Source organism: Marinoscillum sp. HNIBRBA16962 (assembly GCF_057801515.1).
This window is the reverse complement of record NZ_CM173603.1, coordinates 332,510-344,798: the sequence shown is the minus strand read 5'-3', so window position 1 is coordinate 344,798 and position 12,289 is coordinate 332,510. Positions and strand designations below refer to the sequence as shown.

At 45.3% G+C, this 12,289-nt stretch carries 10 protein-coding genes; 8 read left to right on the top strand and 2 right to left on the bottom strand.

Translation table 11 applies throughout. The features are described from left to right. Positions 1–111: 111 nt before the first annotated feature. The 4 genes from AC3E9V_RS01510 (at position 112) to AC3E9V_RS01495 (ending at position 2,484) form a co-directional block, all read left to right on the top strand. Positions 112–528 (top strand): Xre family toxin-antitoxin system antitoxin, encoded by a 417-nt coding sequence (locus AC3E9V_RS01510; RefSeq protein ID WP_488751415.1) that lies wholly within the window; start codon positions 112–114, stop codon positions 526–528. After that, a complete protein-coding gene (locus tag AC3E9V_RS01505) occupies positions 528–989 on the top strand; it encodes an RES family NAD+ phosphorylase (protein ID WP_488751414.1) in 462 nt (153 codons plus the stop codon). The genes AC3E9V_RS01510 and AC3E9V_RS01505 overlap by 1 nt, the downstream gene beginning before the upstream one ends. Positions 990–1,112: 123 nt before the next feature. Further along, entirely contained in the window at positions 1,113–1,730 is a 618-nt protein-coding gene (locus AC3E9V_RS01500) for a response regulator (RefSeq protein WP_488751413.1), read from the top strand. Position 1,731: 1 nt separating this feature from the next. Beyond that, positions 1,732–2,484 (top strand): sulfite exporter TauE/SafE family protein, encoded by a 753-nt coding sequence (locus AC3E9V_RS01495; protein ID WP_488751412.1) that lies wholly within the window; start codon positions 1,732–1,734, stop codon positions 2,482–2,484. Between the two features lie 48 nt (positions 2,485–2,532). Here the strand turns inward: AC3E9V_RS01495 and AC3E9V_RS01490 are convergent, their stop codons facing one another. Together AC3E9V_RS01490 and AC3E9V_RS01485 are read right to left on the bottom strand one after the other, a co-directional pair. Further along, positions 2,533–5,727, bottom strand: a complete 3,195-nt coding sequence (locus AC3E9V_RS01490) for a caspase family protein (RefSeq protein ID WP_488751411.1) — start codon at positions 5,725–5,727, stop codon at positions 2,533–2,535. A 221-nt stretch (positions 5,728–5,948) separates the two neighbouring features. Beyond that, positions 5,949–7,859: an outer membrane protein assembly factor BamB family protein gene (locus AC3E9V_RS01485; RefSeq protein WP_488751410.1), complete on the bottom strand. Its 1,911-nt coding sequence runs from the start codon at positions 7,857–7,859 to the stop codon at positions 5,949–5,951. A 195-nt stretch (positions 7,860–8,054) separates the two neighbouring features. Between AC3E9V_RS01485 and AC3E9V_RS01480 the strand changes: the two genes are divergently transcribed. From AC3E9V_RS01480 to AC3E9V_RS01465, 4 genes are all read left to right on the top strand, one after another. Beyond that, the gene (locus AC3E9V_RS01480; RefSeq protein WP_488751409.1) at positions 8,055–9,158 is read left to right on the top strand and encodes a hypothetical protein; all 1,104 of its coding nucleotides are present in this window, start codon (positions 8,055–8,057) and stop codon (positions 9,156–9,158) included. Then, a complete protein-coding gene (locus AC3E9V_RS01475; RefSeq protein WP_488751408.1) occupies positions 9,149–10,186 on the top strand; it encodes a hypothetical protein in 1,038 nt (345 codons plus the stop codon). Before AC3E9V_RS01480 ends, AC3E9V_RS01475 begins: the two co-directional genes overlap by 10 nt. A 185-nt stretch (positions 10,187–10,371) precedes the next feature. Then, positions 10,372–11,163, top strand: a complete 792-nt coding sequence (locus tag AC3E9V_RS01470) for a glucosaminidase domain-containing protein (protein WP_488751407.1) — start codon at positions 10,372–10,374, stop codon at positions 11,161–11,163. A gap of 2 nt (positions 11,164–11,165) precedes the next feature. After that, the gene (locus AC3E9V_RS01465; protein ID WP_488751406.1) at positions 11,166–12,239 is read left to right on the top strand and encodes a polysaccharide deacetylase family protein; all 1,074 of its coding nucleotides are present in this window, start codon (positions 11,166–11,168) and stop codon (positions 12,237–12,239) included. Positions 12,240–12,289 lie beyond the last annotated feature (50 nt).

Here is a 12,289-nt window from a genome sequence, read left to right as displayed (position 1 = left end):
AGGACCACTCACTACAGAAACCGTCGAATCAATTTGTGATCTGAATTTTTTTAAACAACTATTTCGTGTATTTTTACGTAAAATTTAATGTGATAATACACTGATTTAATTTTGAAAAAGTACAAGCCTCATCAAAAAGACCCGGATATTCTGGAAGAGCCGTTGGCAGTTTACGGTCAGGTCAATTATTTCACTTTAGCCAACAAGGCCATTTCCAAAAGCTACATCAAAGATGTGATCAATATTTCTCATTTGAGCCTAAGTGATATGATCGAGATCCTCCCCATTTCCATTGACACCTACAAACGGAAGACAGCTTTTAATCCGGCTGTTACAGAGAAAGTCCTGGAAATAGAAGAGGTTTATAAAAAGGGCATTGCTACATTTGGTGATGGTTTTCATGCCTGGATGGAAGCCGAAAATCCTGCTTTGGGAAATATTAAACCAAAAACCCTCCTGAAAAACAGTTTTGGAGTCCGGAGATTACTGGATCAGATCGGGCGGATGGAACACGGCGTACTTGCCTGATGGTCCTTTACAGAATTAGTAAGCGTACCTATATCCAGGATCTTAGCGGCACTGGAGCCGGATTGCATGGAGGCCGATGGAATCCTCCAGGCATCAACTTACTATACACTGCGGGTTCCATTTCTCTGGCCTGCCTGGAATTTTTGGCAAACAACTATCACCTTATGGCTCCTCCTGACATCTGTCTTGCAAAAATTGACATAAAAGCCAGCTCGCTTACAGAGCTAAAATTAAACCAACTGCCAAACCAGTGGGATGAAAAGACCTTCATTCCTTCTTCCACTCAAAATATCGGTGCTGCTTTTGCTCAGAATAATGAGCATTATGTGCTAAAAGTACCTTCCGCCATAGTATCTGAAGAACACAACTATCTGCTAAATCCTGCTCACCCGGATCACCAAAAAACAGTCATTAAAGAAATCATCGATCCCTTTTCACTCGACTCCAGGCTATTCAAATAGTCAAAAAATCAGCTGAACTCTACAAAATACCGTAGTGAGGGTATAGTAACAATTTCGAGCCACTGCTAATTTGGCTGAATGAATTTGTTAACTTTCCTACGTAAAAACACCGAGCCTAAATCTATGAAGTTGTTTTTGACGGACGATCATGAAATCCTGATCGGAGGGTTAATAAAAATTATAGAGTCCGAGCCAGACCTGGAGGTTGTGGGAACAGCTGGTACTGTTCAGGACACCATGGATCAGCTTACCCGGAAAAAAGCCGACCTTCTGATCACAGACTATAACCTACCTGATGAGGATGGTCTTACACTCGTAAGGAAAGTAAAGCGAAAATACCCGGACATGAAGATCCTGGTACTCAGTATGCATGATGAGGCTCATTTGGTAAAAGAAATATTAAAAGAAGGTATCGATGGGTACCTGATCAAAAAAGATTCACAAAAGGAGCTGATAGACGCCATTTACACCATCAAATCTGGCAAAACGCACCTCAGCTCCGAGATCAACTCCATCCTGATCAAAGGACTAAGCAGGGATGGTGAAACCCGTCTGCTCACAGACCGTGAACGGGAGATCCTCAAGCTCATTGCAAAAGAGTTTAACAACCGGCAGATCGCAGAAGAACTGTTCATCTCTGAGCGAACGGTAGAAACCCACCGAAAAAATATCTTTAGAAAAACCGGCACCAATAACCTCGTAGGTCTGATTAAGTTTGCGTACGCTAATAACCTAATCTGATTTGATCGAACTTTTTTCCTTCCAGCTTTCTTACGCTGATGCCAGCATTTTCTTTCTGGTACCCCTGCTGATCGGGATGGCTAAAACAGGCATTCACGGAACGGGTATGGCGGCCGTTCCACTTCTGGCCATTGTATTTGGCGGGAAGCTAAGCAGTGGGATCATGCTCCCCATCCTCTGCATAGCTGATGTCTTTGCGGTGTGGTATTACCATCGGCATACCAAATGGGTACATCTCATCAGGCTGTTTCCGTGGGCAGCGCTCGGCGTAATCCTGGGAACATACATTGGAGATCAGATCAATGATGAGGTCTTTCGAATCATCATGGCCGTGATCATACTTGCCAGCCTGGCCATCATGGTATGGCAGGAACGGTCCAAGGAAAAGCGCATTCCCAAAGGCTTATGGTTTGCTATACTCCTGGGGGTTTTAGGTGGTTTTACCACCATGGTCGGTAACCTCGCCGGGTCAGTGATGGCCCTCTACCTCCTCACCATGAGATTTCCTAAAAACCAGTTCATCGGCACGGCTGCCTGGTTCTTTATGATCCTCAACTGGTTTAAGATCCCCTTTCACGTCTTTGCATGGAAGACCATCACCCTAAATTCCTTTCTGCTGGACCTCACTACCATCCCAATTGTAGCCTTAGGCGCATTTCTGGGAGTCACTGTGGTGAAAAAGATCCCCGAAGAAAAATACCGGTGGTTTATCATTTTCACTACTGCCCTGGCAGCAGTAATGATGATCTTTTAACTAAGCCTCTAACTTCTACCCTCCAACCTCTAACCTCTAACCTCCTTTCTAATAGATCGTAAAGTCATTTTTCAGGTTCTCTTCTCTGGATGTAGGCACCTGTTTGCCATCCGAATACCTCATCACCTGTTCTGCTACATATTGCTGTAGCTCGAGCACTGAGTATTTCCGGTTTCTGTCTATGTCTGCCCTTCGTGTCTCAATCCCTTCAATCAGGCAGGAGGTAAACAGTCCATTGGAGGAGTTGAGGCCCTCCATCGCAAACTCGGTACCTCCGGCTGCCGAGATAATGGTCGCGCCAATTCCCTTCTTCAGGTCACCAAAAAGAGTTTTCGACAGCTCCAGCGTATTTTCCAGCCCAAAACTGTTTTCCTTCATTTTCACCACCGTGCCAGTGGACCTAAATGCCACCGAACCAGACTCCACCACTCTTTCATTTGCCTCTTCCACATCATCCGCATCCAGCTCTCCGGAGTGGCAGGTGTCCATGAAAAGCACACGATTTCGGCAAGGGATGCCATCCAGCAGCCTGACCAGTCCATCATAGGGGAGCCCACCATTTGCCGGATTACTAAAATCCATGTCGTGAGTGGCAAAGTAATACTGGTACTCTGCATCCAACACGCCGTGCCCGGCAATAAAGATCATCACCACATCATCTACGCCGGCACTTTCCAAAAAGTCGCGAGCTGCCGAGATGTTACCTTTGGTCGCATTGTCATCTGTCAGAAGTTTGGTATACACATTTTCAAAAGAGGTGGAGTTTGAAATGGTTATAGCCAGGTCATTGGCATCTTTTGCCGCAAAAGCCAGGTTAAAATTGCTCTGCTGATACTTCGAAACGCCTATCCCAAGCATATAGAGATTTGGTTTGAAGTATTCTGCATTGTATTTGATCTCAAAAGATTCCGGCAGTGATTCTAAGCCGTTTTTATTTACGGCCACTACCTTTACCTCATTGATCCCGGCAGAAAGGTCGAACGTAAACGCTTTGGAAATGGACTCTCCCTTAGCTGAAGACACCTCCACTCCCACAGAGCTATAAGCCGGAACATCATTGACGTATAGCTGCAGCTGGCCTAACCCCACAGACGGATCACTCGCGCTTACAGTAAAGCTAAACCTCCGACTGTCTGTTGCTAATGGGATCTGGTTATAATCCAGGGTGACCTTGGGCAGCTCAAGCGAACCATTCAGGTCTTCCTCAGTCAGTCCAAGCCTTTTTAGTCTTCGCTCATAAGCTGCCCGGTAAGAAGCTACGAGCCTATCTGAGGCATACCCAAGCCGCTCAGCCACAATGTCGGGGCGGTTGTACTTCAGCTCAAGCTGCTCAAACGGCAGCACCTTATTTCCCGACTTAAAGGCAATGGCACGTGCTGCATTTTTTGAAGAGGTGTAATAATAATCCGGAGTGTAAGTCACATAGTCGTTTTCACCAATGTAGGACATGCTCAGTACCTTTTCCTTTTGGGCTATCGAGTACAGCGCAATCTCTCCCTGCTCATTGGTAGTGACCAGAAACCTACCATCACGGCTAAACACCGCATCAGTCAAAAGTCCTGCCTGAGAATCGGAAAACAGCGTTTGACCAGCTTTGGTCAAAGTTACCGTAAAGTCCTTCCAACTGACATGATAGTCACCCTGATCATATTTGTTTTCAAGTTCGGCCCGGCTCTCTTTAGCCCGCTTGTCTTTAGAGGCGGTACAATCCCAATACCTTAAGTCCCCATCCGCGGTTTCTGCATAGGCGAAATTGGGGGCATCGTCAAACTTCACCCAGGTAAAGTTTTCCTTATCATTTAAAACCGATTTGAAGAGACGGCCGGTGGAGAAGTTCCATATTTTGAAAAAACGTGTATCCACGGCCGTTGTGATGAGGTATTTTCCATCCTCGGATACATCGATGGTATTTACATCCTGAGAACGATCAAAAACCTTTACCAATCTACCGGTAGTAATATCCCAGAGGGTCATGTTTTTATCAAGCGATCCCACCACTATATGCTTGCCATCCGGCATTACATCCACTGCCAGGGCCGGTTGTACATAACCTTCCAGACTCCGCAGGATCCGGCCAGTCTCCATATCCCAAAGCTTGATTTTTCGGTCGTCATCAGACGAAGCTACCGTGCGATAATCAGGAGCGATCGCAATGGAATTTAACCAGGAAACATCTCCTCTAAAGTCTTTAAGGATGGGAGGCTCATACGCAGCTGACTCCTTGCGGTCCCCTTCCGGAAAAACGGCATTTTCCATGTCATATACCTTGATGGCATTTTTCAGGTTGGCAATGATCCGTGTTTGATCTTCATTGAAAAGTGCCCGGCTTTGCGGGTGATTGATGACCCAGCGTTGAGCTTTCTTTACTTCTTTAAACTGGCTGCCATCATCCGTCAGCTCCACAATGGATACCACGGTATTTCCGCTTCGTTCCTCTTCATCTTTTGCGGCAGCTAAAGGGATAAAGGTATTTTGAGAAATAAGTGCGGATCTTCCGTCTTCCCGAAATTCAATGTTGTTGTAATTCATGATGTAAAAATCCAACATGTCCTTCCCGATGTTGCCTTTTGCGATATTGGAAACAATGGAAAACCCGGACAGCACCGCATAAGTGTAAGCTTTAGCCAGCCCCGAGGCTTTATAATGTTTTAAAACATCGTCGGTGATCTCTCCGGTGCTCAGATCAACAATTACCAGTTCTACATCATTGGTTTTTTGTCCTCCGACAATCGCATATCGGCCTTCCGGATGAATGCCGATAGCCCGCACCTGGGAGGTCATCGTTCGTATGGTTTTGATGGAGTCTCCCCCAAAGGTCCACTGACGGATCAGTTCGTCCTGACCTCCTGTAAAGAAGCTTTCACCATCAGGCTTTATTTTGATCGTGTTCACGGAACCAGCGTGAGCATCAATGGTTGTTACGGGTGAGGAAGCACCTTCCAGCTCCCAGATCATCACTTTTCCCTCTTCATCTCCCGAAAGCATGCGGGTCCCGTCTTTCGTCAGCTCCAGGCAGTTGATAGCGCTGGTATGTCCCGAAAACGTTTTGATATCGATTCCGGTCTTTATATCCCAAAGTTTTATCTGTTTGTCCGCACCTGCTGACAACACATAGTTGCCGTCCGGAGTGTAGGTCACCCAGTTGATCGCCTGCTTATGCCCCTGACGGATGATAAGTTTTGAATTCTGGGCATGCAGCCCGCTAATGAAAAGGATCGAAAGGAAGTAATAAAGGAGTTTCATGTGTTTAAAATTGATGAAATCAGCGGTCTGCCGTCCAATTTTGATCATACCTAGTTGGCCTGCGCGGCCCGGTCTACGCGACTCGGTGTTCTCAATATTTGGGTCGGACCGCGTAGGTTGAGCCTACGCGGCCCGGCATTATGCTCATTTCATGATGAAGGACTTTTTTAAAAAAATGGGTCAGCTCACTTTTGAGCTGACCCTCACTCTAATCAGCGGTGCTACAGTGTGTAGCTAATGATCTGCTTTTTGTCAGCCTTGAAAAACACCTGCTGAGACAGGGGATCATAATCGTAGATCGGCTCCTTATCTCCAAGCAGCAAAGTGCTTATTTCTTCTCCGGTACGTTTGTCTATTTTGATCAAACCGGAACCTTTCTTTTGTCCTCCGGGACCTACCAAAGAAAGTACGAGTACATGATCTCCTTTGGATTTTGTGGCGCTAAATTTTTTCTTGGCTTCATCTCCGGCCATGCCCGCAATATTGGCCCAGTCATCTGCTTGCTGTGCATACATTTTACTGCGGTAAGTTTCTCCTCCGTAAGCCGTTTTATTTTGGCTGGACGCAGCGGCTGAAGAAGCGGCCATAACTACTGATGCTACCTGCAATGTGCGGAGAGCTATCTTAGCTGCAAGACTCATCCCCGGAGCTTCCCAGTATTTCTGCCATCTCACTGTGCCGTCCGGGTTGAGCATCAGCATATTTTGTGCTGAACTGAGCAGGTAACCTCCGTCTACGAGTTCGATGGATTCAGGAGTCTCATCTCCCTGGAAGGTTTTGTCCACTTTTGCCATCAATACCTTGTAATCACCATTAAGCAGGTCTACCTCGTAAAGGCTACCATCAATCAGCATCAGCTCTTTGGTAAACTCCGGCTTATACCTTACTGATGGTACTTCCAACATTCCTTTTTTATCCCATACTTTTTCTCCGTCATACTGGATCAGACCAAGTCGTCCCTTGGAGTCAGTGTACATAATGCCTTTGGCTGCTACCTGATCAATGTTCACTCCTTTTACTTTTTCTTCCCAGATGGTATTTCCGGTGGCTTTGTCAAGCAGCATCAGGAATTTTTCCTTTTGAATAACAGCTATCCCATTGTCTCCAAGATCTACAATAGATCCGGTGATCTTTTTCACTTTCCACGACTCGGAACCATCGGCCAGGTCATAAAGCGTAAGCCACTTATCGTCGCGCACTACCACACCATATCCCATAGCGCTCATTTCCGGCACCACTTTGAGTTTCATTTCTACTTCCCAAAGTTTCTTTCCAGTCTCCATATTTACAGCAGACAGGAAACCACTATTTTTTCTTTTCTCAAAGAAGTAACCGTGTGAAAGGTCAAGGCTCAGGTCAAAGCTCTCGAAAGTCTCTTTTTTATCTTCAGTCTCGTAAGACCACTTGATCTGTCCGGTCTTTGCATTCATGCGAGCAATTTTCTTTTTGCCGGCCAGGATCAGGTCTCCGTTTTCCAATACAAATGGGTATGAATCCACAGCGATCTGATCAGTTTCCCAAATCATCTCAGCTGAAGGAAGCGCCAACATTTTGGTCAGGTTTTGTTCCTGATCATCTTTCTTTTTGGTATAATCCATCCAGGTAGCTGAAATGATCACCGAACGCGTTTCAGGTATGTAAGCAGTACCATTATAGTTGAAGGAAGGCATTTCTTTTCCGAAAAACTTAGCGACTGGCATGTCTGCCTTTCTCGGACTGATTACCTCTTCACCTGAACGAATGTTTATAACTGCGTAGTTTTTATAGGCAGCATTATCCGTATACTTGATCTCAGCGAAATCAGATATTTCAGGTACCCCATCTTCCTGCAGTACCTGTATATAGGTCTCAAAGAGGTAGTTGGGCTCAGCTTTCTTTCCATCTGGTCCTTTCAGGCTCTTGGCCGATCTCATAATATCGTTTTCCCACAGGACATTTCCGTCTCTGGAGTCCACGCCGTAAAGCATCATATCAGAGGTCCCTACCAACAGGATCCCTGCTTCTGTGCTTTTGTTCCATTCAATTTGCTTATCAAAGTCCAGTTGCCACAGGGCATCCTGAGCTTGTAAGCTTCCTGTCACCAGCATAATCACAGCCAGTGAGAATAATAGTTTGTTGTAAATACGATTCATGGTTAGCGGAATATTTAGTTTAATCCAATAATTTATTTTCCAAAATTATCTGGCTGACAAACCGGATAGAATACCCCGCGATGGGCATTTTATATACCGTGAAGACGGTATGCTTTCATCGTCATAAAAAATGCGGATTTTAAAACTTGTTTGGTTAAATTCAGTTTAACTACTTAAACCACAATAACTTATACTATGAAAAAAGTCTTACTCCCACTGCTGACATTTGGCTTATGCATCGGAGCGTTTGCTTCAGATGGCGTAGACTACACAGCAAACTTTAAGCTGGGCAGTCCGCAGATTCAGTCTATCAATGCACTGTCTTTTGGACCTGAAGGGATCCTGTTCATCGGTGATTCTAAAAGCGCAAAAGTTTTTGCTATCGAAACCCAGGACACCGATCCGGGAACAGTAGAAAAACATGAGCTTTCTAAAGTGGATGAAGTTATCGCTGAAAACCTGGGGACAACCGCTGACAAGGTATCCATCCAGGATATGGCGATCAACCCAATCTCCAAAGCCGCATACTTTGCTGTAGAGCACAGTGATGGCACACCTTTGCTTCTCAAGCTTGTAGATGGGAAGTTTGAGAACGTTTCACTCGAAAGCATCAAGTATGATGAAACGGGAATCGAAAACTCACTGGCCGCAGATGCAAAAGATGATCGTGGCAGGCCACTTCGGGTATGGACTGTCTCAGACCTTAACTATTATAATGGCAAGGTGATGGTCAGCGGTCTTTCCAACAAAGAATTCAGCTCCACTTTTAGAAGTATCCCGTTCCCTTTTAGCGGGAAACAGGATGATTCCACATTGGAAATTTACCACGCGGCCCATGGACGCTATGAAACATACGCACCCATCAAAGCCTTTACAGCCACCGAGGTAGGAGGAAAAACAGCTTTGATCGCAAGTTATACCTGTACTCCGCTGGTGGTATTCCCGATGGATCAGCTGAAACCCGGTGAGCATGTGAAAGGTCAGACTGTGGCCGAGCTGGGAAACTGGAACACACCTCTTGACATGATCGTTATGGAAAAAGAAGGGAAGAAGTACCTGCTGATGGCTAATTCCAGCCGGGCAGTTATGAAGATCAAATTTGAGGATATCGAAAAATTCCAGGGGTCGCTGGATACCAGGGTAGAAGAGCGCTCCGGTACTGCAGGCGTGGACTTCATAGCGCTACCGTTTGTAAACGTACAGCAGCTGGATAAGCTCAATGAGGAGAGTTTTGTATTTCTGCAGCGAGATGGCAAAGGCGAATTGAACCTGGTCACTCAGTCCAGCCGATGGCTCTGAAGATAACAAACATGATGGTTTCAAAGCCGGTGATCCTGTTGATCATCGGCTTTCCATTTTTTTGTGCTTCAGCACAAAATTTACAGTTTGAAGGGGGCAAGGTAAAAAGCGTAAGTTTCGAAAAGCCCAACAAAGAGGTAAATAAAGTAGAAGTATTTCTTCAGAATTCATCTACACCTTTACTGGGGAGGTTTTTTGAAACAGAAAACAACATAATCTTTAAGCCGGCTTTACCTTTCCAACCTGGAAAATCCTACAAACTCACCTGGAACGAGAGCCACTCGTTTTCTTTTTTAATCCCGGAACCATCCGGCAACCCTCCCTTTGTTAAAGCGATCTATCCGGAGCAGGACACCTTACCGGAAAACCTACTCAAGATGTATCTCTTATTTGATCAACCGATGCAGGGCAATACCGGCTATCAGTACATCAAAGTCCACAACGGAGAAAAAGAGATCACTCCATTCCTGGCTTTACAACCTGAACTTTGGAACTATGACAATACCATAATGACCCTTTGGCTGGACCCGGGACGGATCAAAAAAGACCTGCTCAGAAATCAAAAGCTCGGAAAGCCATTGACGGAAGGTGAAACTTACCAGCTGGTGATCAACTCAAACTGGAAAAGTCAGGCTGGAAAAGTCCTGCAAAAGAGCTTCACTAAACAATTTTTCATTAGCCAAAAAGACTCGATAAAACCCAAACCTGAGCATTGGGAAATAGAAGTCCCTAAATCAGGAAGCCTGGACCCACTGATCATTTCCTTTGGAGAACCGCTGGATCACCAATTGCTTGCCGAGTGCTTCAAAGTCAGAGAACGGAAAGGGACATTTTCTGCTGGCAACCAGGACCAATCGATCATCTTCACCCCTGACACTCCATGGACCACCGGATCCTATGAGCTCATTATAGAAAGTCGCCTGGAAGATCTGGCCGGCAACAACCTGAACCGCGTATTTGACCGGGACATTCAAACACAGGAAAAATCTGACCTGGAAACCTTCAAAATAGCATTTTCGGTCAACTAATACCCTCTTCACGGTATATAAAATCCCGGTATCACGGGATAAAATCCACTTTTTCATTTTAGGAAATTGCCAAAAATACAGTTGCGCTTTTCATAGCTGGTGAAAAGCCGTTATGCAGCCCCTCCTACCTCGTCAGGAGGGGTTTTTTTGAACTCTTTACGGGCTTGATCGTTTGGTTAGATGGCATGAATATTTTTAAGAAATATGTATTTATACTGCTCATAATAAGCGGTTTAGCTTGTGAAGAAAAGGTGATGGTTTTGGAAACGGAGACCATCCCCCTGGATAACCCAAGCCAGATTATTCCTTTAGGTGACTCCCTTGTTAGACCGGTCCTGTATCAAAATGTACCAAGCTTCGAGGGGCTAACTGTAGAAGAGTCAAAGGAAAAGTTCATTGCCGCCGTGCTCCCGGCAATTCTCATAGCAAAGCACCACCTGTCGGAAGACCGGCAGAAAATCCTCACTCTTTCTGATAAGGAGCATTGGAGCCAGGAAGACTCAACTCTTTACAAGACACAACTAAGCCGTTTCAAAGCCAAAAACATCCGGGGACTGCTCGACCGGATGAAAACACACCCGAACAGCATTGTATTGGCTCAGGCTGCCGTGGAAAGCGGCTGGGGTTCATCCAGATTCTTTCAGCAGGCTAATAATCTTTTTGGTGTCTGGTCCTACAGCCCAACAGAACCACGGATCGCAGCGGAGTATGGAAATGTATACCTGAGAAAGTATGTAGATATTTCACAGTCTATCGAAGACTATTTTGAGACGATCGGAAGGTCCAGGCCCTACCGGTACTTCAGAAAGGCCCGGTCTGAAACAAACGAAGTAGACAAGTTGCTCCCGTATCTAAAATATTATTCAGAGCGAAGGATGGATTACGTCGACCAGCTTAAAACCATTATTGCTCAAAATAATCTGACCAAATACGACGATTATCGCCTTGATCCACGTTATTTCGTAGAACAAGAATGATTATGCGTACCATTTTGTTATTGACATTAATCTTATCTGCTTATTTCAGATGTACTCCCACTGAAAAAGGAGGAAGCGAAAAGTCTGCAGTTCTGCAAGCATCGGATAAGGAAGTAGCCTGTTTTGTCTACCATCGCGTTGGAGACTCCCGCTATCCGTCGACTAACGTTTCACTGAAAAATTTCGAAGCGCACCTGAAATATCTGAAGGAAAATAATTTTCAGGTATTGACGCTTTCCGATGCGGTAAATTATTTAAAATCCGATTCTGCTAAACAAAAAACCGCAGTGCTCACCATCGACGATGGTTATGACAGTTTCTATGAAAATGGTTTACCAATCCTTGAAAAATACAGCTTCCCTGCCACCCTGTTTATCAATACGGAAACCGTAGGCGGTAATGACTACATGGACTGGAAAGCCATAAAAGATGCGAGTAAACGAGGAATTGAAATAGGGAACCATACCCACTCCCACCAGTATTTTCTGAACCTGGCCAAAGGTGAAAGGTATCAGATCTTTGAAGAAGAGCTGAAACTCACCCAAAAACTGATCAAAGAAAATCTCGGAAGGACTCCCAAGACTTTCGCTTATCCATACGGAGAGTTTGACACGAAAATGAAATCCATCGTAGAGTCCATGGGATTTGTTGCCGCTGCTGCTCAAAATTCAGGAGTGATCCACTCAGGATCTGATCTTATGAAACTCCCGCGCTTCCCCATGTCCGAGTTATACGCTGCTCCGGACAAGTTTGCCTCCAAGGCTTCCATGAAAGCCTTAAGGGTAAGCAACAAAACTCCTGAATCATTCATGCTTCCTGAAAATGCTACTACTCCAGAGCTGACGTTGGAGTTTGATGGTAAGGATCTTCAGCTAGACCAGCTGCAATGCTTTGTGCAGGGAGAGGTGTGTGAAAAGAAAATTGAAAAGCTGGAAAACGAAAGCGTAAAACTGACTGTCCAGGCTGCCAGTTCGCTAGCAGATCGGCGGAGAACATTGTATACCATCACGGTTCCTGATAAAGATGGAAACTGGTACTGGGTTAGCCATTTGTGGGTTAATCCGGGGGTTAAATGATGTTATGACTTGTGGTTGTCCCCCCACAACCACACGTGATGGTTTATACT

Bases quoted from the DNA above. Each gene is read 5' to 3' on its own strand.
- AC3E9V_RS01470 (WP_488751407.1), top strand. From the start codon at position 10,372: ATGAATATTTTTAAGAAATATGTATTTATACTGCTCATAATAAGCGGT.
- AC3E9V_RS01505 (WP_488751414.1), top strand. From the start codon at position 528: ATGGTCCTTTACAGAATTAGTAAGCGTACCTATATCCAGGATCTTAGC.
- AC3E9V_RS01490 (WP_488751411.1), bottom strand. From the start codon at position 5,727: ATGAAACTCCTTTATTACTTCCTTTCGATCCTTTTCATTAGCGGGCTG.
- AC3E9V_RS01500 (WP_488751413.1), top strand. From the start codon at position 1,113: ATGAAGTTGTTTTTGACGGACGATCATGAAATCCTGATCGGAGGGTTA.
- AC3E9V_RS01480 (WP_488751409.1), top strand. From the start codon at position 8,055: ATGAAAAAAGTCTTACTCCCACTGCTGACATTTGGCTTATGCATCGGA.
- AC3E9V_RS01485 (WP_488751410.1), bottom strand. From the start codon at position 7,859: ATGAATCGTATTTACAACAAACTATTATTCTCACTGGCTGTGATTATG.
- AC3E9V_RS01475 (WP_488751408.1), top strand. From the start codon at position 9,149: ATGGCTCTGAAGATAACAAACATGATGGTTTCAAAGCCGGTGATCCTG.
- AC3E9V_RS01465 (WP_488751406.1), top strand. From the start codon at position 11,166: ATGCGTACCATTTTGTTATTGACATTAATCTTATCTGCTTATTTCAGA.